The following is a 21,081-nucleotide window of genomic DNA, read 5'->3' as shown; positions in this document are numbered from 1 at the left end:
CATGGCGGTCGAGCTCATCACAGCGCCGCCGTGAAGTCGGCGTCGGACACCAGCTCGTCGATGCGCTGGCGCACCGATGCCGAGATCTGCTCAGACGGCAGCGCATCGAGCACTTCGTCGAAGAACCCGCGCACCACAAGTGCCTCGGCCACGTCGGTGGGCACGCCCCGGCTCTCAAGGTAGAAGCGCTGGTCGGCGTCGACCGGACCGATCGACGAGGCGTGGCTGCACTGCACGTCGCTGTTCTCGATCTCCAGGTTCGGCACCGACTCAGCCCACGCATTCGGGGACAGCTTCAGGTTCCGGTTGGTCTGATCGGCCATGACGTTCGAGGCGTCGGCTTCGATGCGGATCAGCCCGGTGTAGACGGCCCGGGCGTAGTCATCGACCGCCCCCTTGAACAGCAGGGCAGATGTGGTGTGCGGCGCGACGTGGGTCTGGAACGTGCGGAAGTCGAGCGTGGAGGTGCCACGGCCGAAGTACACGGCGTCGATCTCGCTGTGGCCGCCCCGGCCGGTCATGTCGGTTCCGATGCGGGCCCGTGCGTAGTCGCCGCCCATCGCCACATGACCGATCCGCAAATTGGCGTCGCGGCCGACGTCCGAGCAGAGGTTGGCGATCTGCCAGGCGGCCTCGCCCAGCTCCTGCACCGTGACGTGACCGAGGTGTGCACCATCACCCACGCTCAGCTCGGTCAACGGGCTGATCAGCGCCAGTGCGTCACCACCGGTGTGATGCTCGATCACCGTGGCCTGGCTGGTGCGGCCGGCCATCACGACAAGCCGCGGGAACCATGCCAGCCCCTCGACATCGGTATGGACGTGCACCACGATCGGTTCCGTGACCACGGCATTCGGATCGATGCTGACCACCACCGGAGCCGAGGCGAGCGCGAGGTTCCAGTCGCCGAACACATCCGGCCCCTCGGGCGCCACCGTGCCGATCAGGTCGTCGGCTCCGTTGCCGAGCGTGTCGACGCGGACGCCGTCGGCCCGCACCGACACATCGACGACCGCTCCGTTGGAGATGTGTACGACCGCTGCGGCGCCGTCGTCGACGCCGCTCATCAAGCCAGCGGGCCCCGCAACGCCGCCCGGCGCGGCAAACGCATATCGCGCTGGGTCGAGATCGTCGATCGGGGTGTAGCGCCACACCTCTTCGGTGAACGACGGCTGGCCCGTCGCGACTGCCCGATCCGCTGCCGCGCGGCGCCGCTTGGCCAACGCGTCGGAACCGTCGAGCGCGTCGACGAGGTCGGGGCTGAACACGCTGCGGAGGCTACCGGCGGCCCGTCAGGGCCTAGCGGGCCGGAGCGGCCCGCTCCGAACCGTGCTCAGACCTCGCCGTCCTTGCGATCGTCGCGGTCCGCACGACGCTTCACACGCTTTGCCTTGCGGGCAGCCTTGCGATTCTTGGACCTGATGCGGATGCCCTTGCGCCGGGACTGCTCTGCGGCAACCTCTTCGAGGATTCGCGGACCGGCCTCGTTCAGGATGTCCTCGGCAGCGTCGAGAAGGTCGCCGATGGATTCATCCACGCCGATGCTTTCGGGCTCGGTGGCGAAGTTACGCACACCCAGCGAGCCGTGCTGCCAGCCGGCGTCAAGCCGTCGAGGCGAATACGACGGACAGTCTTCGGGGCAGCGCCACGGGGCCTCGGGGGCCAAGTCGAGGTTGCACTTTCGCACGGTGTCGCCGTTGGGGTAGGACCGGCTCTCGTAGTGGCGACAGTTCGTCCGCATCGGCATGGCAGTCGCCTCCTTCAGCGCTGCGAAATCGCCTCGGCCAGCGCTATGGCCCGCCGAGCCTCGTCAACATGAAGATTCTCAACCATCTTGCCGTCTACGGTCACCACCCCACGGCCATCTGCCACCGCCGCCTCGAATGCCTCGATCACCTGGCGGTGGAAATCGAGCTCGTCGAGGCTCGGCGAGAAGGCTCCGTTGGCGGGGTCGACCTGGCTGGGGTGGATGAGCGTCTTGCCGTCGAAGCCCAGGTCGGCGCCTTGGCGGCACACGGCCGCGAACCCGTCGGCATCGCGAATGTCGTTGTAGACGCCGTCGAGGGCGGTGACGCCGGCCTCCCGGGCAGCCACCAAGCATGTCGCGAGGTGCGGCACCAGCGCTGCCCGGTCGGGCGTGATGGTGGCGTGCAGTTCCTTGGCCATGTCGTTGGTGCCCATGACGACCGCTTCGGTTCGCTCGAAGCCGGCGATCTCGCGGGCATGGGCGATGCCCGCAGGTGTCTCGATCATGGCCCAGATGCGCACCGAGTCGGGGGCGCCCGCGGTGTCCAGCAGATCGGACACGGCAGCGAGATGTGCGGCGCTCGACACCTTGGGGATGACGACGGCCGAGGGAGCTGCTGCACCCGCGGCCCTGATGTCGTCGCGACCCCACGGGGTGTCGAGCCCGTTGCAGCGGATGGTCAGCTCGCGGTAGCCGTATTCGCCCGATGATGCGGCGGCGCACGCGCCCTCGCGGGCGGCTTCCTTGGCATCGGGCGCCACCGCATCCTCGAGATCGAAGATGAGTGCGTCGGCGCCGATGCTCTTGGCCTTCTCCAGCGCCCGGGCGTTCGCCGCCGGCATGTAGAGCACCGATCGGCGCGGACGGGGGCTGGCGGCAGCAGCGCTCATATGGCGTCCAGACCTTCTCAGGCGGTCTCGAGCCCGTAGGCGGCGGCCAGCTCAGGATCGGCCGCCGACAGGTCACGAGCGAGCTGCAGCACCACCCGGCACTGCTTCACCGTGGCATCGTCCTGCATCTTGCCGTCGATCATCACGGCGCCGGTGCCGTCGCCCATCTCGGTCACCACCCGTTGCGCCCACGCCACTTCGGCGGGCTCGGGGCTGAAGACCCGCTTGGCAATGGCGATCTGGCTGGGGTGCAGGCTCCACGCGCCCACGCAACCCAGCAGATAGGCGTTGCGGAATTGGTCCTCGCAGCCGACGGGGTCGGCGATGTCGCCGAACGGCCCGTAGTAGGGCAGGATCCCGGCAGTGCCGCAGGCGTCCACCATGCGCGCCAGCGTGTAGTGCCACAGGTCCTGCTGGAAGGCAGTGCGTGCCATGTCGCCTGCGTCTGCGCCGTCGCCCTCGGGCACCGGATCAGTGCGCACCAGGTAGCCGGGGTGCCCACCGCCCACCCGGGTGGTCTTCATGCGACGGTCGGCAGCCAGGTCGGCCGGCCCGAGCGACAGGCCCTGCATGCGAGGGCTGGCCAGGCAGATCGACTCCACGTTGGCCACGCCGCGGGCGGTCTCGAGGATCGCGTGCACCAGCAGCGGCTGCTCGATGCCCACCCGGGCTTCAAGCTGAGCCAGCAACCGGTCCACGTAGTGGATGTCCTCCGGGCCCTCCACCTTCGGCACCATGATCACGTCGAGCTTGTCGCCGATCTCGTGGCACAGCGCCCACACGTCGTCGAGAAACCACGGCGAGTCGAGGCTGTTCACCCTGGTCCAGAGCTGGGTGTGGCCGCGCTCCCACGCCTTGCCTACCTCGATCAACCCGGCGCGGGCGGCGTCCTTGCTGTCGGCCGACACGGCGTCTTCGAGGTTGCCGAGCAACACGTCCACCGTGGGGGCGATGTCGGGCACCTTGGCCCGCATCCGATCATTCGACGGGTCGAAGAAGTGGATCATGCGAGCCGGCCGGAAGGGGATCTCGCGCAGCGGAGCAGGCGCCCCGAGCGCCAGCGGGGCGAAGAAGTCTTTTGGACTGCGCATCAGCCGATCGATCCCTCCATCTGAAGCTCGATCAGCCGGCTCCATTCGACGGCGTACTCCATCGGCAGCGTGCGCGTCACGGGCTCGATGAAGCCGTTCACCACCATGCCCATGGCCTGCTCGGCCGACAGGCCGCGGCTCATCAGGTAGAAGAGCTGCTCGTCGGCCACCTTCGACACCGTGGCCTCGTGGCCGATCTCGGCGTCTCGTGAACCGATCTCCTGGTACGGGTAGGTGTCTGAGCGGCTGTCCTGGTCGAGCAGCAGCGCATCGCACTGCACGTGGCTGCGGCAGCCGCTCATGCCGTCTTCCACCCGCACGAGGCCGCGGTAGGTGGTGCGCCCGCCGTCCTTCGAGATCGACTTCGACACGATCTTGGAGGTGGTCTCGGGCGCTGCGTGCACCATCTTGGCTCCGGCGTCCTGGTGCTGGCCGTTGCCGGCGTACGCCACCGACAGCACCTCGCCCGAGGCCTTGGGACCCATCAGGTACACGGCCGGGTACTTCATAGTGAGCCGGGAACCGATGTTGCCGTCGATCCATTCCACGTGGGCCTCGTCGTAGGCGGCGGCCCGCTTGGTGACCAGGTTGAACACGTTGTTCGACCAGTTCTGGATGGTGGTGTAGGTGATGCGCCCGCCCGGCAGTGCCACCAGCTCGACCACGGCCGAGTGCAGCGAGTCGGTGGTGTACACCGGCGCCGAGCAGCCCTCGATGTAGTGCACCGTGGCGCCTTCGTCGGCGATGATCAGCGTCCGCTCGAACTGGCCCATGTTCTCGGCGTTGATGCGGAAGTAGGCCTGCAGCGGCATCTCCACCTCGACGCCGGGCGGCACGTAGATGAACGACCCGCCCGACCACACGGCCGAGTTCAGCGCTGCGAACTTGTTGTCGCCCGGGGGGATGATCGTGCCGAAGTAGCGCTGCACGATCTCGGGGTAGTCCTTGACGGCGGAGTCCATGTCGCTGAACAGCACGCCCTGGGCCTCGAGGTCTTCCCGGTTGCGGTGGTACACCACTTCCGACTCGTACTGGGCGGTGACCCCGGCGAGGTACTTGCGCTCGGCCTCGGGGATGCCCAGCTTCTCGTAGGTGTCCTTGACCGAGTCGGGCAGCTCTTCCCAGGCGTCGACCTGACCCTCGGTGGGCTTGATGTAGTAGTAGATGTCGTCGAAGTAGATCTCCGACATGTCGCCGCCCCAGTTGGGCATGGGCTTGCGCAGGAAGGTCTTGTAGGCCCGCAGGCGGAAGTCGAGCATCCACTGGGGCTCGTTCTTGAGACTCGACATCTCGCGGATGATCTCTTCGTCCAAGCCCTTGCGCGGCTTGAAGACGTAGTCCTCCTCGTCGCTCCACCCCAGCTTGTACTTGCCGAGGTCGATTCCGACGGTTGGCTCGGCGATGTCAGTCACAACCTCAGCCTAACGCCGCCCCCGTCGGGGTCGGAGTGCAGTGGCGGGGCGGAGCGGTCAATTCAGCAGGGCGGCGGCGAGGCGTCGCCAGCCGTCGAAAGCTGCTTGGGGGTCGTCGGCCAGGATCTGCACGCAGACGTGGTCGGCGCCGGCGTCGAAGTGGGCGTCCACACGGGCCTTGACGTCGTCTTCGGTGCCCCAGGCCACGATGGCGTCGACCAGCTTGTCGGACGGTCCGCCGTCGGGGCCGCCGTCGATGTCGGCCTGGGTGAAGCCCAGCCGCAGCAGGTTGTTGGCGTAGTTCGGCAGGCCCAGGTAGATCGCCATGTTCTTGCGGGCCAGCGCACGGGCCGAGTCGGCGTTCGTGTCGAGAATCGCCATCTGCTCGGGGTACAGCGCTGCGTCGGGCCCCATGGTGTCGCGGGCTACCGCCGTGTGCTCGGGCGGCACGAAGTAGGGGTGGGCGCCGGCGGTTGCGGTGGCCGACAGCTCGAGCATCTTCGGGCCGAGCGCCGCCAGCACGATCTCGGGCAGCTCCTGGGGGCCGTGTGCCATGAACCGGGCCTTGCCCATGCGCTCGAGGTACTCGCGCATGTAGCTGAGCGGCTTGGAGTAGTCGTGCTTGCGGATGTACTCGACGAGATGGTGGTGGCTGACGCCGAGGCCCAGCAGGAAGCGTCCCGGGTGGGCTTCGTCGATGGTGCGCAGGGTGTTGGCCATCGTCATGGGGTCGCGGGCGTAGATGTTGGCGATGCCGGTGGCGATCTTGATGGTGCTGGTGCCCTCCAGCAGCCGGGCGGCGGCCACGAACGGGTCACGCCCGACGGCCTCGGGGATCCAGAACGCCCCGTAGCCCAGTTCTTCGGCCTCGGCCACGAACTCCACGCCCTGCGCGGACGGCAGTGCGTCGAGCACCCCCGTCCAGATGCCGATGCGTCCCAAGTCGATGCTTCCCATGCTCATGGGTCGTGACGCTACCGCCGCAGCTTGCGGCGCGTCAGGGTGTCGACCGGGGCGAAGCGAAGCGCGGTATCAGTCGAGGCGGCGGAGTTCGCCCATGTAGCGGACGCGGCGGTCGAGGTAGTTCTGCACGCCGGGCATGATCAGCGGCTCGGTGTCGACACCTTCGCGGACCTTGGCGGGCGTGCCCACCGCGATGGTGCCCGGCGGGACCTTCATGCCGCCCGGCACGACGGCCCCGGCGCCCACCAGCGCTCGCTCGCCGATCTCGGCGTCGTGCAGCACGATTGCGCCGGTGCCCACCAAGGCCTCGTCGTGCACCACGCCGCCCTCGATGTGGGCCAGGTGGCCGATGGTGCAGCGCTCCCCCACGGTGGTCGACCATTCGGGGGTCACGTGCAGCACGGCGTTGTCCTGAATGGAAGTTCCTCCGCCGACGAAGATGTCGTTGTCGTCGCCGCGCAGCACCGCGCCCGACCAGATCGACGCCTCCGGGCCGATCGTCACCCGCCCGATGATGATCGCCTCAGGCATCACGAAGGCGTCGGGATGGATGTCGGGCTCGTAGCCGCCAAGCGCGTATATCGGCACGCCGCCACGCTAGTGGTCAGCCTCCGAATTGACGGAGTGATCGACGCAGCTCGGGCGCTACGGTGCGAGCTCCATGACGCAAGCTCCGGTGGCACCGCAGCGGCCGCATGTGCGGCGGATTCACGGCACCGAGACCGACGATCCTTGGCACTGGCTGCGTGATCGGGACGACCCCGCGGTGCGGGGGTACCTCGAGGCAGAGAATGTCTATGCGGAAGCCGCGACTGCTCACCTGGCAGATCTGCGCGAGCAGATCTTCGGCGAGATCAAGGCTCGCACCAAGGAGACCCACCAGTCGCTGCCGACGCCGAAGGACGACTGGGAGTACCGGGCCCGCACGGTGGAGGGCCTGCAGTACGTCATCCACGTGCGGCGCCCCCGGGGCGGCACCGACGATGACGAGACGGTGCTGCTCGACGAGAACGAGCTGGCCGAGGGCCACGAGTACTTCGCCGTGGGCGACCTGGCGGTCAGCCCCGATCACCGCCTACTCGCCTACACCACCGACACCGACGGCGACGAGAAGTACACGCTGACGGTCGTCGACATCGCGACCGGCCAGGTGCTGGACGGCCCCGACGTACCCGCACCGACGTGCGGGCTGAGCGAGCTCAGCTACGGGTTGGTGTGGGCGAACGACAACTCGACGCTGTTCGCCGTTCGCACCGACGACGCCCAGCGTCCCAACCGGGTGATCCGCCACGTCGTGAGCACTGATCCCGCCGGCGACGTCGAGGTCTACCGGGACGACGACGAGCGGTTCTGGGTGGGCGTGGGGGCCACCAGCAGCGAGCGCTTCGTGGTGATCGGCTCGCAGTCGAAGATCACCTCCGAGCACCGCCTGGTGGATGCCGACCGGCCTGATGCCGAGCCGCTGGTAGCGCGGGCACGCACCGAGGGCATCGAATACGGCGTCGATCACCAGGGCGAGCGGCTGCTCATCGTCACCAACGACGGAGCGCTGGATTTCCGGCTGGTCGAGGCCCCCGTGCCCAGTGCAAGCGATGTACCGGCTACGGGCGAGTCCCCTGACACCGACGACGAACCGGCCAGAAGCGATACCCCGGGCGAAGGCAATACATGGCGTGAGCTGATCGGCGCGCGCGAAGGCATCCGCATCGACGGCTTGGACTGCTTCCAGGACTTCGTGGTTGTTCACGAGCGCCAGCACGGTCTGGTCCGGCTGCGGGTTCATGACACTCGCGATGCCCAGCCGAGCGGGTTGAGCCCGAACGGTGCCGGTGTCGGCACTTCAGGTACCGGCACCGACGGACGCGGCGATGCGAACCCGGGCGAGCTTGGCCCTGCATTTGAGATCGAGATGCCAGAGCCGGTTTATGAGGCGGGCGGCGGGGCGAATGCCGAGTTCGACACCCGGCGCTACCGCTTCGGCTACACCTCGATGGTGACGCCGCCGTCGATCTTCGAGCTGGACCTCGACAGCGGCGAGCGGGAGTTGCTCGACCAGCTGCCAGTGCTCGGCGATGTCGACTTGAGCGCCTACACGACCGAGCGCATCTCTGCCACGGCGCCCGACGGCACGGCGGTGCCGATCAGCCTGGTGTGGAAGCCGGGCGAAATCAGCTGGCCAGCGCCCTGCCTGCTGTACGGCTATGGGGCTTACGAGATCGGCATGCCGGCGTCGTTCTCGACGGTCCGGCTGTCGCTGCTGGACCGCGGAGTGCTGTTTGCCATCGCTCACGTGCGCGGCGGCGGCGAGTTGGGGCGGGCCTGGTACGAGGGCGGCAAGCTGGCCAGCAAGCACAACACGTTCGATGACTTTGCCGCCTGCGCCGCGCACCTGGCCTCGAAGAGATGGGCGGACCCGCAGCGGATCTGCGCGCGGGGAGGCAGCGCCGGCGGCCTGCTGATGGGGGCAATGGTGAACCGCCATCCTGAGCTGTTCTGCGGCATCGTGGCCGAAGTGCCCTTCGTGGATGTGCTGAACACAATGCTCGACCCAGCCATCCCCCTGACAGTTACCGAGTACGACGAGTGGGGCGACCCGAACGACCCGGTGGCGTTCGAGACGATCCGGTCGTATGCGCCGTACGAGAACGTCGAGGCGGCCGACCACCCTGCCCTGCTGGTCACTGCAGGCCTGACCGACCCGCGGGTGCAGTACTGGGAGCCCGCAAAGTGGGTGGCCAAGCTACGGGAGACCACCACCTCGACCAAGCCGATCCTGCTGCGCACCGAGATGGGTGCCGGCCATGGCGGACCCTCAGGCCGCTACGACGCCTGGCGCGATGAAGCGTTCATCCTGGCGTTCATCTGCGACGTGCTCGGCGTGGCGTGAGCCACGCGCAGACGGCACGGGTGCCGTGAGCGGCCTAGAAGAGCGCCAGCACGGCAAGTGCCTCCAGCAATCCGTTGCGCAACAGCGAGCTAGCGCCCACAGGCTTCGCCGACCAGCGGCCGAAGCACGCACACGCGGGCCGCTCTTCACGCGGGCGTCGCAGCATCCGCGCCAGTGCCGCGCTGAATGCCGCTAGCAGCATCAACGCCAGCCACGCCGGCCACGGCTTGGCAACGCCAGCCGCCAAGCCTGCCCCGAGCACGATCTCGACTGGGCCAAACAACGGGACCGTCCACCGGGGAGCGCCCATCGCCCGGGCCGCGCCAGGCCACGACGGATCGCTCAGCTTCAGCGCGCCCGACGCCAGGAACAGCACACCCAGCGCGATGCGTGCGACGGTGCCGATCACCGCAGCCCGCTCATCAGCCGGACGTCACGCAAAGGTGCCGTAGCCACCCTTCCAGAACAGCAGGGGATCCTTCGCGTCGAGCACTTCGAGCTCGACCACCCGCCCGACGACGATGTCGTGATCGCCGCCGTCGTACACGGCTTCGATCGTGCAGTCGATGTAGGCGATCGAGCCCTCGATGATCGGGGCGCCGGTCGGTCCCGGCCGCCACTCGACGTCGGCGAACTTGTCATCGGCCCGGCTGGCCATCACGCCGCAAGTGGCCATCTGGTCCTGGGCCATGATGTTCACGCAGAAGCTGCCCGCTGTACGGATATCGCCCCACGACGACGAGTCCTTGGTGGGCAGGAACGCCACGAGCGGCGGCTCGAGCGACACCGAAGTGAACGAACCGATGGCCATGCCGACCGGCCGACCCTCGTTCACGGCGGTGACGGCGGTGACGCCGGTCGGGAAGTGCCCGAGCACATCCCGAAAGAGCCTGCTGTCTATGGAGGGCTGGTCGCTCGCGTCAGTCACGGCGCCAACCCTAGACACGCCGCCAGGTGCGCGACGTAGCCTCCCGCCATGGCTTCGAGCGCAGACGAGAACCAAGCCGACAACGCGGTGGCGGAGGTGCCAGGCGACGGTCTGGTGGCCATCGTGAAGCGGGACTGCCCGACGTGCGAACTCATCGGGCCGGTGCTGGCAGACATCGAATCCCGCGGCTCGCTGACGGTGTTCACCCAGGACGATCCCGCCTTTCCCGAGGCGGTCGCAGCCAGAGTGCACGACGCCGACCTTGGCTTCTCATGGCATCACGACATCGAGACCGTGCCGACGCTGATGCGGTTCGCCGACGGTGCCGAGACCGGACGCATCGTCGGCTGGTCGCGACCCGAGTGGGAATCGTTCAGCGGACTCGGCAGCTTGGGTGCCGGTCTGCCCGAACATCGTCCCGGCTGCGGTTCGCTGTCGGTCGATCCGGCCCACGTCGACGCCCTGGAGGCTCGCTTCGGCGGCTCGGGCCTGAGCGCTCGCCGCGTCGAGTTCGGCAGCCAGGAAGACCTCCACGAGGCGATGTTCGACCGGGGATGGTCGGACGGCCTGCCGCTGGTGCCACCGACCGTTGAGCGAGTCGCAGCGATGCTGGCGGGAACGTCGCGTGCCGCCGACGAGGTGATGGCCAATGTCGCGCCCGATCTTGCCGACTGCACCGTCGAGAAGGCCGCAGTGAACGCTGTCATGGCCGGCTGCCGGCCCGAGTACTTCCCGGTGGTGCTCGCTGCGCTGACCGCCGTGTGCAATGACACGTTCAACATGCACGGGATGCTCGCCACGACAATGCCGGTCGGGCCGGTGTTCATCGTGAACGGACCGATCGCCCGCCAGATCGGCATGAACAACGGGATCAATGTGTTCGGCCAAGGCAACCGGGCCAACAGCACGATCGGGCGGGCGGTGCAGCTCATCGTCCGCAACGTGGGCGGCGGACGCCCCGGCGAAGTGGACCGGGCGGCGCTCGGCCAGCCCGGCAAGGTGGGCTTTTGCTTCGCTGAGATCGAAGGCGGGGATGAGGCGTCGGAAGAAGGCGGCGGTGCCGGCTGGGACCCGCTGTGCACCGACTTCGGCTTCGAGGCCGGCACTAACGCTGTGACGGCCTTCCCGGGCGAGGCGCCCCGCTCGGTGGTCGACCAGCTCTCCCGCGATCCCGAGTCGCTGGCCCGCACCCTGGCTGCGTCGCTCAATGCGATCCATCACCCGAAGCTGGTGCTGGGCTTCGATGCGATCCTGGCGGTGGCGCCGGATCATTCCCGCGTGTTCATCGACAGCGGCTGGACACGCCAGCAGACTGCCGAGCGCATCAACGAGCTGACGACCCGCCCCGGCTCGGAGCTGGTGCGCGGCGCCGACGGCATCGCCGAAGGGGTCCCCGAATTCCTGGCCGAGGCCGACCTGCCGAAGTTCCGTGAGGGCGGCCTGCACCTGGTGCACTGCGGCGGCGGCGCAGGGCTGTTCTCGGCAGTCATCGGCGGCTGGGTGAACGGCGAGGTCGGCGCTCAGCCCGTGTGCGTCGGGATCGATCCCTGGCGCTAGCAGGGCCACCTGGACACCGGGCGGCTACAGTCGATGAGGACGTGCCCACCGGATCCAACACAGGGGGGACCACATGAGCACTGTCGTCTTGGACCCGACGAACGAAGCGGCACCCGCCCATCGTGAACGGGTCACCCGGCCCGATTCGCTGGACGGCCTCACCGTGGGCCTGCTGGACATCAGCAAGCCCCGCGGCGACCGCTTCCTGAACCGGCTCGAGGAACGGCTGACAGAGCGGGGCCTACGCGTCGAGCGCTACTCCAAGCCCACGTTCACCAAGCCAGCCCCAGTCGACCTGCGCCACGAGATCGCCACCAAGTGCGACGTGGTGATCGAAGCGCTAGCCGATTGAGGCAGCTGCACGTCGTGCAGTGTGCACGACATCGCTGATCTAGAACGCCGCGGCATCCCGTCGGTGTTCGTCGCCACCGTCCAGTTCGTCGACGGGGCCGAGGTGCAGGGCAAGGCGCTCGGCTTCGATCCGGCGGCCGTGTGGGTGGAGCATCCCATCCAGGACCGCACCGACGACGAGATGGTCGCCATCGCCGACAAGGCCTTCGACGAGCTGATCGAGCAGCTCGTAGCTGCTTGAGCTACGAGCCAAACAAGCACAGCGTGGCTGCTTAGCCCAAGCGAAGCTGGCTGCCCGCGGCGCTGACCAAATCCTCGCCAATCAACTCGGCGACGAGCCGTCGAGCGCGTGCTTCGTCGTGTTCGAGCCCCATCTCGGCAGCAGCCCGTTCCGTCGGAAGCGGGCCATCTGACAGCGCGGCCAGCAGACGGCCCCGAGCCTGGCGGTCGCTTCCTTCGAATGGGGCCTGACGCGTGCTGACCCCGGCGCTGCCGTCGGCCGGATCCAGCTGGCCCGAGGGCTCCGAGCCCAAGACCATGTTCCCCCACGCGCACCACGGCTGAGCAGGGCATCGGCCGCAGCTCGGATCGCGCTTGGTGCAAACCTGGGCACCGAGGTCCATCATGGCCTGGTTCCATGCCCAGCTCTCCCCCGCAGGCACCAGTTCATCGGCTGTGCGCTGGGCCTCCCTAGGGCTCAGCCGGCGACCCATCCAGCGGGCCAGGATGCGGCCCACGTTGGTATCCACTACGCCGGTGTCGATGCCGAAGGCGAAGGCCTGCACTGCACGTGCCGTATACGGCCCCACGCCGGGCAGCGCCAGCAGGTCGTCGAGATCGGCAGGCACTCCGCCCCCATGCCGCTCGGTGATGAAGGTCGCCGTCCGCCAGAGATTGCGAGCGCGCCGGGGATAACCCAGTCCCTGCCAGGCAGCCAGCACATCGGCCAACTCCGCTGCCGCGCACTGCGCCGGCGTCGGCCAGCGTTCGGCAAACGCCTCGAAGTACGGCAGCGCCCGCTCCACCTGGGTCTGCTGCAGCATGACCTCCGAGACCAGCACAAGCCACGGGTCACGGGTGCGCCGCCACGGCAGATCTCGCCGCTCGGCCTGCCACCACCCGATTAGTTCGGCGTGGCGCAAGCCACGCGCATCCGACTCAGTGTGGGGCAAGCGATCAGCCCTCGCCGAAGGCTGCCTCATCGCTGTAGGGGAAGCGGCGCTCGGGCCCAGCTTCCCGCTTCCAGATCATGACCTTGCGGCGGAAGTAGCACACCTCTTCGGAGCGCTGGTTGAACGCCCGGGTCTCCACGGTCACCACGCCCCGGTCGGGCCGCGAGCCAGACTCACGCTTGTCGAGCACCTTGGTGACGGCGTAGATCGTGTCGCCGTGGAACGTCGGACGGGAGTGGGTCAGCGTCTCAACCTCGAGGTTTGCAATGGCCGCGCCGCTCACGTCGGGCACGCTCATGCCCAGCACCAGCGAGTACACGAGATTGCCCACCACCACGTTCTTGCCGTGCACGGTCTCGTGCTGAGCGAACCACTCGTTGGTGTGCAGCGGGTGATGGTTCATCGTGATCATGCAGAAGAGGTGATCGTCGGCCTCAGTGATGGTCTTGCCCGGCCAGTGCCGGTACACGTCGCCGATCTCGAAGTCCTCGAAGTAGCGCCCGAACGGGCGGTCATGGACGGTCACAGGAACCTCCGTGCGGTGGTCACGAGCAGTGGTGTTGGTGCAGGGGTCGGGCCATCGTACGGCGAAGCGTCCTCGCTGACCGGACCCAGCCCCGTCACTGCCCGGGCCGCGCGCAGGAGCGGGCTTTAGCCTGTGCGGCTGTGACGACGACGGGGACGACATGACTGCCGATGCTGGCCTTGCTGTGACCGAGCCGGATATGCACGCGGCGGCCGATGCGCTGGCTGTGGGCAACGCCGCATTGAGCCGTGCGTGCAGCCATGCGGTCGGCATGGGCGACGACCACCAGTGCTTCCTGTACGACCTGGCGCACACCGCCTCGGCGCTGCGCATCTGCGACTCGCTCGTCGGCTGGGGTGCGCTGGGCGTCGCTGAAGCCCGTCTCGCCTGCGGGTTCATCGCCGACGCTCTTGGCGAGTTCCACGCCCGGCTGTTCGCCCGCGAAGCCCAGTGGGGTCTCGCGCCCGGCGCCCTCGACGGCGCTCGCGACTTCGTAGCCGCCTACCGCGACCCGGCCTACGTGGCCACGCTGGCCGGCCTCGACGCACCCAGCCACCTCGACGACGACTTCGAGCTCGTGGCGGAGACCTTCCGCCGCTTCGGCGAGGACAAGATCGCCCCCGCCGCCGAGCACATCCACCGGGGCGACACCGACATCCCCGAAGACATCATCGGCGGGCTCGCTGAGCTGGGCTGCTTCGGCCTGTCGGTGCCCGAGGAATACGGCGGGTTCGCCTCCGGTTCCGAGAGCGACTACCTAGGCATGGTCATCGCCACTGAGGAGCTGTCGCGGGCGTCGCTGGGTGCGGGCGGCTCGCTCATCACCCGGCCCGAGATCCTCACCCGGGCGCTGGAGCGGGGCGGCACCGAGGAGCAGAAGAAGCACTGGTTCCCTCAGATCGCCACCGGCGAGACCATGGTGGCGGTCGCCGTCACCGAGCCCGACTACGGCAGCGACGTGGCCAACCTGGTGGTGTCGGCTTCGCCCACCGAGGGCGGCTGGCTGATTTCAGGCACCAAGACGTGGTGCACCTTCGCTGGCCGGGCCGACGTGCTGATGCTGCTGGCCCGCACCGATCCCGACCGGCGCAAAGCCCACAGGGGCCTCAGTCTGTTCATCGTGCCGAAGCCGCAGTCGGAGGGCCACGACTTCCAGTTCACCGACGAGCGGGGCGGAACTATCGAGGGGCGGGCCATCGCCACACTGGGCTACCGGGGCATGCACAGCTTCGAGATCGCATTCGACGACTGGTTCGTGCCCGCAGAGAACCTCATCGGCGGCGGCGACGGGATCGGGCAGGGCTTCTACCTGCAGATGGCCGGATTCGAGAACGGGCGGCTGCAGACGGCGGCCCGGGCGGTGGGCGTGATGCAGGCGGCCTACGACGAGGCCCGCACCTATGCCGACGAGCGCAAGGTGTTCGGCCAGCCGATCGCCGAGTACCAGCTGACGCAGGCGAAGCTGGGCCGCATGGCGGCGATCATCGCCGCCGCCCGCCAGTACAGCTACGAGGTGGCCCGCATGATGGCTCGAGGCGGCGGCGCGCTCGAGGCGTCGATGATCAAGGCATATGTCTGCAAGGCGGCCGAGTGGGTGACCCGCGAGGCGCAGCAGCTTCACGGCGGCTTCGGCTTCGCCGAGGAATACACGGTGAGCCGGCTGTTCGTGGATGCCCGGGTGCTGTCGATCTTCGAGGGCGCCGATGAGACGCTGTGCCTCAAGGTGATCGCGCGCCGGCTGCAGACACAGAGCGCCTGAGCAGCGCCGCGGAGCGCCCTCTCGCGCCCGCAGCGAATCAGTTCACCCGCACGGGATAGCTTCGGCGCGTGCACCCGATGGAACACCTGCGCTATGTGGCGCGTGCGGGCGACCTGTCCCAGGACGTGCTGGTACGCGAGGCCGCATCGGCGCTGGGCGCGCTCGCGTCGGACCCGCTGGAGCTGGTCACGGTGTGCCGCCGGATCCTCGACAAGTACCCGATCGCCGGCGCGCTGTGGTCGATGGCGGCCCGGGTGTGCACCTCGGCGCAGCCCTACCGGGCGGCGCAGGAGTTCGCATCCGAGATGCGCGCTGAGGCCACCGCGGATCACGCCGCAGATGCACTGCCCGACGGTGCCGCGGTGTGCCTGCTGGGCTGGCCCGACATAGCAGCCGACGGCCTCGGACGCCGCTCCGACATCGACGTGCGCATCATCGATGCCTTCGGCGAGGGGGCGGGCCTGGCCCGGAGGCTGGCGGGCAACGGCTGCGAGGTGACTGACGTGCCCCTCGCGGGCTTGGCCGCGGCATGCTCGAACGCCGATGTGATCCTGGTGGAAGCTGCCGCCGCGGGGCCTGATGCCGTGATCGCAGCAGGCGGCTCCCATGCCGCCGCGGCAGTCGGGTACACCTCGAGCACCGAGGTCTGGTGCGTCGTCGGATGGGGACGGGCGCTGCCCCAGCAGTTCTTCGACGCCGCTGCCGCCTCGGTTGCCGACGAGCCGTGGGACTGCGACGAGGAGGTCGTGCCGCTCGGCCTGTTCAGCCAGGTCGTCGGCCCGGGCGGCATCGAGCCGGCCGCCGGCTGGCAGCGGGCGGACTGCCCCCTCGCCGCCGAACTGCTGCGCCCCCCGATCTGACACACGCGCTCGGGCACATCGAGCCTCCTAAGCCGTGGTCACGCCGTCGCGGAGCGCTAGTTTGCCTGCCGTGCTTGCTGCGCCTTCCGCCGACATCAAGCTCGAGACCGTCACCGGCCACGGTCACACGCTGGCCGAATGGCTCGTGGTCTTCAACCTACTCGTGGTGATCATCGACCCGTACACCCGCCAGAGCGGCTGGATCCTGCCCACGGCGTCGCGCGTGCTGTTCCACTACGAGGAGGCCGACATCCGCTGCGCGTTCGTGGTTTGCACCGATGCCGACGGCGCTCGCAGCTTCTTGGGCCGTTTCGCTGACGAGCACTTGGTGCTGCTGGACCCCGATCGGGAGTTCGTCCGTGCCCTGGAGCTCGAACAGCTTCCCGCCCTCGTGCACCTCGCCCAGGATGCGAGCGTGCTCGGCTCGGCCCAAGGCTGGGATGCCGACGAGTGGTACGACGTGATCACCGGCGTGGAAGAAGTCATGGACTGGCGAATGCGCCCGGTGCTGCCCACCGAGGGCGACCCAGGCAACTTCGAAGGCACCCCCGCGCTGGGCTAGCCCGCTGCTCCTAGCCGGCTCGATTGAGAGGCGCTAGGGCAGCTGGCCCTTCTGGCGGTACATCGACCGGTCGGCTGCGTGCAGCAGGGCGCCGGGAGATACCTCGCCGCCACGACCGGTGGCGCTGCCGACGCTCACCGTGACACCCATCTCGGCAAGCGGATCGGCAGTGCCGCTCGCCATCGACGTTCCGCCCAGTGCCGCATGCAGGCGGGCGACGATGACCTCCATGTCGTCGGCGCTGCGCAGCCCGCCGCACACCACCACGAACTCGTCACCGCCGACACGAGCCACCACATCGGACGGCCGCACCGCGCCTTGCAGGCACTGCGCCACCGTGACCAGCACCAGATCGCCGGCGAGATGGCCGTGGTGGTCGTTCACCTGCTTGAAGGCATCGATGTCGCAGAACGCCACGCCGACCACCCGTCCAGACCTCGAAGAGCGCACCAGCTCGGCGCGCAAGTGGGCCAGTGCCCCGTCGCGGGTCGGGACTCCCGTGAGGGCATCGGTGCGCCACGCCCGCCGCCGACGGCCCGACGCCCACCAGACCCCGCCGCCGAAGGCCGCCGCCAGTGCGGCTGCGCCCACTCGCAGCCTCGATGCATCCCGCCGGCTCACCAAGCACCTCCGCACTGCGGACGCGTACCGAGGCGGCGGGTCGCGCTCATCGGGCGGTCCAGCCCCCGTCCACCATCAGCGAGCTGCCGGTCACATAGCTGCTGGCGTCGCTGGCCAGGAACAGCAGCGCCCCGTCCAGCTCGTGCTCCGAGCCAGGACGCCGCATCGGAGCATTCCTGCTGATCCATGCCATCGAGCGATCGTCGTCGAACATCGGCGCCGTCAGCTCCGTCTCGAAATAACCGGGGCACAGCGCGTTGACCCGTACGCCCCGCGTCGCCCACTGCACGGCCAGGTCGCGGGTCAGGTTCACCAGGCCCGCCTTCGACGCCGCGTAGGCAGGCTGCAGGTTCGGAGCGGATGCCACATGACCGTGCACCGAGGCCACATTGATGATGCTGCCACGCGCCTCACGGCCGATGATGTCGGCGGCAGCGAGCCCCGCCAGCAGGAAGCATGCGTTGAGGTTGATGTCGACGACGTGCCGGAAGCTGTCGATGTCGGCCTGCTCACCGGGGTTGATGGCGTCGCTCACCCCGGCGTTGTTGACCAGCACGTCGATCTTGCCGTAGCGGTCCAGTACCTGTGCTACGAGGTCGCGGCAGGCGTCGTCATCGCCGACATCGCACGGCACGGCAAGCGCGTCGGGCAGCTCGGCAGCCAGCGCCTCCAGCCGATCGGCTCGCCGGGCAGCCACCGCCACCTTGGCGCCCGCGGCTGCGAACACTCGGGCAAAGCGGACCCCGAATCCGCTCGATGCACCGGTCACCAAGCAGACCTGCCCGTCGAGCCGGAACGGCGAAGTCAGGTCGATCTGCCCATTCGCTGCTGGCTCGTTCATCGACGCTCCTTCGTCACCAAGTGCACGCGACGTCCGAGGGTACGAGATGTCTGCACTCGCCATCGGATCGGCGCCACGCTGGAGGCCCGGGTCGAGGCGGCAGCAGTGCCCTAGCGTGTGGGCCATGAAGATCCGGATCGGCTTCGGGCTGGGCACGCGCAGCTTCACCAACGACCACGCCACCTTCGACCCGTTCGTGGATGCGCTGGAAGACAACGGCTTCGACTCGCTGTGGCTGAGCGAACGGCTCGGCGGCGAATGCCCGGATCCGATCGTGGGACTCGCGTACGCAGCGGGCCGCACCAAGCGCATGAAGTTCGGCATGTCGGTGCTGGTGCTGCCCGGGCGCAACCTCGCGGTGCTGGCCAAGGAGCTGGCCAGCCTCGATCGGCTGTCCGACGGCCGGCTGCTGCCCGCGTTCGGTCTGGGCGTGGCCGATGTGCACGAGCAGGCAGCCTTCGGTGTCGAGCGCCGCCAGCGGGCCAAGATGTTCAACGAGGCCCTGCCGCTGCTGAAGCGCTTCTGGGAAGACGAGCCCGTCACCCATCATGGCGACTGGTACCACTACGACGAAGTGTCGCTGCTGCCGAAGCCGGCGCAGAAGCCGATGGACATCTGGCTGGGCGGGGCAGCCGAGGTGGAGCTGCGCCGCTGCGGACGCTTCGGCGACGGATGGCTGCCGTCGTTCTGCACGCCCGACATCGCTGCGGCGGGCTGGAAGATCGTGAACGAGGCCGCCGACGAGCACGAACGCTGGATGGATCCCGAGCACTTCGGCGTGCTCATCCCCTACACGCACGGCGAGATCAGCCCTGGCTACAAGGCCATCCTCGAGCGGCGGGCGCCTGATGCCGACCCGGGCGACATCATCCCGACCGGCTGGGACGGCTTGCGCGACCAGATCCAGCGCTTCATCGAGGTGGGCGCGTCGAAGTTCGTGCCCGTGCTGGTGGGCGAGCCTGACGACTGGTTCGCGGAGCTCGAAGGCGTCGCCAGCGCCGTCCTGCCGTTGCAGAACTAGAGGCTGCACCGTTCGGCTTTCGCCGACGCGATGCTGCCTCTACAGAGCCGAACAGCCGAGTGGTCAAGCCGTTCAGCGTCAGCCGGCGTCGTCGGCTGGTGCTGCGGGGTTCAGCAGCGCTTCGAGCATCTGCTCGACGGAGGCGCTGCGGGCGTTCTTGAATTCGCCGAGGCGGGCGAATACCTCGCTGGCGGCGCGGTGGAAGCCGTCGGGCAGGCCAGCCGCGGCGAACGTGTCGGCGATCTCGTCCATTTCGCCCACCCAGCGCCACGCCTTGGGTGCGGATCGGATCGCGGTGTACGTCAATCGCTGCGACAGGCCTGATTGGGACAGACCCCACTCGGCGGTCAGCTCGTCCGACACGCCCTCGGCAGCGGCCAAGGCCGCCACCGCCACCAGCAGCGCGTTGGTGCCCTTGGTCCATGACGCGTAGGCCATCTTCAGCGCCGAGGCAGCGCCGATGTCGCCACCGTCGAGCACGCGGGCGTCCAGCAGCGACCCGGCGAACCTCGCTGCGACACGAGCGGCGTCGGGGCCTGCGAGGTAGAGCCGCGTGGTTCCGGGTTCTCGCGCCGGCGGACCGATCACGCTGCCGTCAACGAAGTGCTCAAAGCGGGCTGCGATGCGCCGGGCAGTAGCCGGCGAGACAGCGTTGGCGTCGACGTAACAGCCCGCAAAGCCGGCATCGGCCAGGGTGGCGGCCAGTGCTTCGGCACCGTGGGGCGGGCAGATCGAGATCACCATGTCAGCCGCGGCCGCCAACGATGCCAAGTCGCCCGCATCGGTGAGGCCGGCGCTGGCAGCACGCTCGCAGGTCGCGGTCGATCGACCTTCGCTGGCCCACAGCACCGTGCCCGCACAGGCCGCAGCCACGGTCACGCCCATGTCGCCGGGGTGCAGGACCCCGGTCACGGCGTCGTCAGGCACCTGCCCGCCTGAGGCCTCGCTCACGCAGCCAGTCCTAGCAGGCTCGCTGCTACTAGGACTCCCCTGCGGATCCCTCGCCTGCCTCGTTGCCGCTGTCGCCCTGGCCGCCGCCCAGATACGACGTGCGCAGCGCCGGATTCGCCAGCAAGGCCTCAGCGGTGTCGTCCAGCACCACACGACCCGTCTGCAGCACCCAGCCCCGATCGGCGATGCCGAGTGCCATGTTGGCGTTCTGCTCCACCATGAACACCGTCATGCCAGCCTCGTGAATCTGGGAGATCAGCTCGAAGTTCTGCTGCACCAGCGCCGGTGCCAACCCCATCGACGGCTCATCCATCAGCAGCACACGGGGCTGGGACATGAGCGCCCGGCCGATGGCCACCATCTGCTGCTCGCCGCCCGACAGCGTGCCCGCCTTCTGAGCCAACCGCTCCTTGACTCGAGGGAACAGCTCGTAGACACGCTCCATGTCTGCTGCGATGTCGTCGCTGTCCTTGCGGAGATAGGCGCCGAGCTGCAGGTTCTCTCGCACCGTGAGCCGCTTGAACAGGCGCCGGTTCTCGGGAACCATCGTGACGCCCCGGGCAACCCGGTAGCTGGTCGGGCGCTCGTTGACGACCTCACCGTCGAGCACCACCTCGCCGGAGGTGGGCTTGAGCATGCCCAGCAGCGTCTTGAGCGTCGTCGACTTGCCGCTGGCGTTGCCGCCCAGCAGGCACACCAGCTCGCCCTCGTAGATCGACAGGTCGACGTCGCGCAAGGCATGCACGGCCCCGTAGTGCGCGTTCACCTTGCGCATCTCGAGCAGCGGCGTGCTCGCGGCTGCGGCAGCGCCCTCGCGCCGGATGTCCGCGCGTGCTGTGCCGCTCATCGGGCAGGGCGACATTGCAGCCGCGCACACCGTTGGTTCCCCTGCATCCTCGAAGAGCATGCGCCGAATGGAGCACCTGCGCGTCGCATTGCCAT

The 21,081-nt window shown here is 68.6% G+C and carries 22 protein-coding genes; 7 read left to right on the top strand and 15 right to left on the bottom strand.

Annotation, left to right across the window (positions count from 1 at the left end):
* Positions 1-17: 17 nt before the first annotated feature.
* The 7 genes from sufD to ACOGW9_RS14280 all read right to left on the bottom strand — a co-directional run bounded on the left by sufD (position 18) and on the right by ACOGW9_RS14280 (position 6,691).
* Positions 18-1,268, bottom strand: coding sequence for a Fe-S cluster assembly protein SufD (sufD, locus tag ACOGW9_RS14310; RefSeq protein ID WP_419912393.1), 1,251 nt, complete (start codon positions 1,266-1,268; stop codon positions 18-20).
* Positions 1,269-1,333: 65 nt separating this feature from the next.
* Positions 1,334-1,747 (bottom strand): hypothetical protein, encoded by a 414-nt coding sequence (locus ACOGW9_RS14305; RefSeq protein ID WP_419855739.1) that lies wholly within the window; start codon positions 1,745-1,747, stop codon positions 1,334-1,336.
* 14 nt (positions 1,748-1,761) lie between these two features.
* On the bottom strand, positions 1,762-2,637 hold the full coding sequence (locus tag ACOGW9_RS14300; RefSeq protein WP_419912391.1) for an HpcH/HpaI aldolase/citrate lyase family protein: 876 nt from the start codon (positions 2,635-2,637) through the stop codon (positions 1,762-1,764).
* Between the two features lie 17 nt (positions 2,638-2,654).
* The gene (locus ACOGW9_RS14295) at positions 2,655-3,728 is read right to left on the bottom strand and encodes an HpcH/HpaI aldolase/citrate lyase family protein (protein ID WP_419912389.1); all 1,074 of its coding nucleotides are present in this window, start codon (positions 3,726-3,728) and stop codon (positions 2,655-2,657) included.
* Positions 3,728-5,140: a Fe-S cluster assembly protein SufB gene (gene sufB / locus ACOGW9_RS14290; RefSeq protein ID WP_419912387.1), complete on the bottom strand. Its 1,413-nt coding sequence runs from the start codon at positions 5,138-5,140 to the stop codon at positions 3,728-3,730. Before sufB ends, ACOGW9_RS14295 begins: the two co-directional genes overlap by 1 nt.
* Before the next feature lie 57 nt (positions 5,141-5,197).
* Positions 5,198-6,103, bottom strand: a complete 906-nt coding sequence (locus tag ACOGW9_RS14285; RefSeq protein WP_419912385.1) for an LLM class F420-dependent oxidoreductase — start codon at positions 6,101-6,103, stop codon at positions 5,198-5,200.
* 69 nt (positions 6,104-6,172) lie between these two features.
* On the bottom strand, positions 6,173-6,691 hold the full coding sequence (locus ACOGW9_RS14280; protein ID WP_419912383.1) for a gamma carbonic anhydrase family protein: 519 nt from the start codon (positions 6,689-6,691) through the stop codon (positions 6,173-6,175).
* Between the two features lie 73 nt (positions 6,692-6,764).
* Between ACOGW9_RS14280 and ACOGW9_RS14275 the strand changes: the two genes are divergently transcribed.
* Positions 6,765-8,990, top strand: a complete 2,226-nt coding sequence (locus tag ACOGW9_RS14275; RefSeq protein WP_419912381.1) for a S9 family peptidase — start codon at positions 6,765-6,767, stop codon at positions 8,988-8,990.
* A 34-nt stretch (positions 8,991-9,024) separates the two neighbouring features.
* Here ACOGW9_RS14275 and ACOGW9_RS14270 read toward each other — a convergent pair whose 3' ends face one another.
* Positions 9,025-9,399 carry a MauE/DoxX family redox-associated membrane protein gene (locus ACOGW9_RS14270; protein WP_419912379.1) on the bottom strand — a complete coding sequence of 125 codons (375 nt, stop codon included), beginning with the start codon at positions 9,397-9,399 and terminating at the stop codon, positions 9,025-9,027.
* A gap of 24 nt (positions 9,400-9,423) precedes the next feature.
* On the bottom strand, positions 9,424-9,918 hold the full coding sequence (locus ACOGW9_RS14265) for a flavin reductase family protein (RefSeq protein WP_419912377.1): 495 nt from the start codon (positions 9,916-9,918) through the stop codon (positions 9,424-9,426).
* 48 nt (positions 9,919-9,966) lie between these two features.
* On the opposite strand from ACOGW9_RS14265, the gene ACOGW9_RS14260 reads away from it, so the two are divergent.
* Both ACOGW9_RS14260 and ACOGW9_RS14255 read left to right on the top strand, forming a co-directional pair.
* The gene (locus tag ACOGW9_RS14260) at positions 9,967-11,475 is read left to right on the top strand and encodes a thioredoxin family protein (RefSeq protein WP_419912375.1); all 1,509 of its coding nucleotides are present in this window, start codon (positions 9,967-9,969) and stop codon (positions 11,473-11,475) included.
* Between the two features lie 73 nt (positions 11,476-11,548).
* Positions 11,549-12,067, top strand: coding sequence for a UGSC family (seleno)protein (locus tag ACOGW9_RS14255; RefSeq protein ID WP_323672043.1), 519 nt, complete (start codon positions 11,549-11,551; stop codon positions 12,065-12,067).
* A gap of 31 nt (positions 12,068-12,098) precedes the next feature.
* Here ACOGW9_RS14255 and ACOGW9_RS14250 read toward each other — a convergent pair whose 3' ends face one another.
* Together ACOGW9_RS14250 and ACOGW9_RS14245 are read right to left on the bottom strand one after the other, a co-directional pair.
* Positions 12,099-13,028, bottom strand: a complete 930-nt coding sequence (locus ACOGW9_RS14250; protein ID WP_419912373.1) for an A/G-specific adenine glycosylase — start codon at positions 13,026-13,028, stop codon at positions 12,099-12,101.
* The gene (locus ACOGW9_RS14245; RefSeq protein WP_419912371.1) at positions 13,003-13,524 is read right to left on the bottom strand and encodes a MaoC family dehydratase; all 522 of its coding nucleotides are present in this window, start codon (positions 13,522-13,524) and stop codon (positions 13,003-13,005) included. The genes ACOGW9_RS14250 and ACOGW9_RS14245 overlap by 26 nt, the downstream gene beginning before the upstream one ends.
* Positions 13,525-13,684: 160 nt before the next feature.
* Between ACOGW9_RS14245 and ACOGW9_RS14240 the strand changes: the two genes are divergently transcribed.
* From ACOGW9_RS14240 to ACOGW9_RS14230, 3 genes are all read left to right on the top strand, one after another.
* A complete protein-coding gene (locus tag ACOGW9_RS14240; RefSeq protein ID WP_419912369.1) occupies positions 13,685-15,283 on the top strand; it encodes an acyl-CoA dehydrogenase family protein in 1,599 nt (532 codons plus the stop codon).
* 68 nt (positions 15,284-15,351) lie between these two features.
* Complete coding sequence (locus ACOGW9_RS14235) at positions 15,352-16,143, top strand: hypothetical protein (RefSeq protein ID WP_419912367.1); 792 nt, start codon at positions 15,352-15,354, stop codon at positions 16,141-16,143.
* A 70-nt stretch (positions 16,144-16,213) separates the two neighbouring features.
* The gene (locus ACOGW9_RS14230) at positions 16,214-16,705 is read left to right on the top strand and encodes a hypothetical protein (protein WP_419912365.1); all 492 of its coding nucleotides are present in this window, start codon (positions 16,214-16,216) and stop codon (positions 16,703-16,705) included.
* 33 nt (positions 16,706-16,738) lie between these two features.
* Here the strand turns inward: ACOGW9_RS14230 and ACOGW9_RS14225 are convergent, their stop codons facing one another.
* A complete protein-coding gene (locus ACOGW9_RS14225; protein WP_419912363.1) occupies positions 16,739-17,326 on the bottom strand; it encodes a GGDEF domain-containing protein in 588 nt (195 codons plus the stop codon).
* A 46-nt stretch (positions 17,327-17,372) separates the two neighbouring features.
* The gene (locus tag ACOGW9_RS14220) at positions 17,373-18,167 is read right to left on the bottom strand and encodes an SDR family NAD(P)-dependent oxidoreductase (protein ID WP_419912361.1); all 795 of its coding nucleotides are present in this window, start codon (positions 18,165-18,167) and stop codon (positions 17,373-17,375) included.
* Between the two features lie 124 nt (positions 18,168-18,291).
* Here ACOGW9_RS14220 and ACOGW9_RS14215 point away from each other — a divergent pair, with 124 nt between their 5' ends.
* A complete protein-coding gene (locus tag ACOGW9_RS14215) occupies positions 18,292-19,188 on the top strand; it encodes an LLM class flavin-dependent oxidoreductase (protein ID WP_419912359.1) in 897 nt (298 codons plus the stop codon).
* 78 nt (positions 19,189-19,266) lie between these two features.
* Here the strand turns inward: ACOGW9_RS14215 and ACOGW9_RS14210 are convergent, their stop codons facing one another.
* Positions 19,267-20,139, bottom strand: a complete 873-nt coding sequence (locus ACOGW9_RS14210; RefSeq protein ID WP_419912357.1) for a DUF1932 domain-containing protein — start codon at positions 20,137-20,139, stop codon at positions 19,267-19,269.
* A 28-nt stretch (positions 20,140-20,167) separates the two neighbouring features.
* A complete protein-coding gene (locus tag ACOGW9_RS14205) occupies positions 20,168-20,986 on the bottom strand; it encodes an ABC transporter ATP-binding protein (RefSeq protein WP_419912355.1) in 819 nt (272 codons plus the stop codon).
* Positions 20,987-21,081 lie beyond the last annotated feature (95 nt).

The organism is Candidatus Poriferisodalis sp. (assembly GCF_965203655.1).
In the GTDB taxonomy this organism is placed as follows: Bacteria; Actinomycetota; Acidimicrobiia; order Acidimicrobiales; family Poriferisodalaceae; genus Poriferisodalis.
Note: the sequence above shows the minus strand (reverse complement) of the source record. Positions and strands in the feature narration are given on the sequence as shown.

Coding starts and splice junctions, on each gene's coding strand:
- ACOGW9_RS14305 (WP_419855739.1), bottom strand. CDS start 1,747: ATGCCGATGCGGACGAACTGTCGCCACTACGAGAGCCGGTCCTACCCC.
- ACOGW9_RS14300 (WP_419912391.1), bottom strand. CDS start 2,637: ATGAGCGCTGCTGCCGCCAGCCCCCGTCCGCGCCGATCGGTGCTCTAC.
- ACOGW9_RS14295 (WP_419912389.1), bottom strand. CDS start 3,728: ATGCGCAGTCCAAAAGACTTCTTCGCCCCGCTGGCGCTCGGGGCGCCT.
- ACOGW9_RS14285 (WP_419912385.1), bottom strand. CDS start 6,103: ATGAGCATGGGAAGCATCGACTTGGGACGCATCGGCATCTGGACGGGG.
- ACOGW9_RS14275 (WP_419912381.1), top strand. CDS start 6,765: ATGACGCAAGCTCCGGTGGCACCGCAGCGGCCGCATGTGCGGCGGATT.
- ACOGW9_RS14260 (WP_419912375.1), top strand. CDS start 9,967: ATGGCTTCGAGCGCAGACGAGAACCAAGCCGACAACGCGGTGGCGGAG.
- ACOGW9_RS14250 (WP_419912373.1), bottom strand. CDS start 13,028: ATGAGGCAGCCTTCGGCGAGGGCTGATCGCTTGCCCCACACTGAGTCG.
- ACOGW9_RS14240 (WP_419912369.1), top strand. CDS start 13,685: ATGACTGCCGATGCTGGCCTTGCTGTGACCGAGCCGGATATGCACGCG.
- ACOGW9_RS14220 (WP_419912361.1), bottom strand. CDS start 18,167: ATGAACGAGCCAGCAGCGAATGGGCAGATCGACCTGACTTCGCCGTTC.
- ACOGW9_RS14215 (WP_419912359.1), top strand. CDS start 18,292: ATGAAGATCCGGATCGGCTTCGGGCTGGGCACGCGCAGCTTCACCAAC.
- ACOGW9_RS14205 (WP_419912355.1), bottom strand. CDS start 20,986: ATGAGCGGCACAGCACGCGCGGACATCCGGCGCGAGGGCGCTGCCGCA.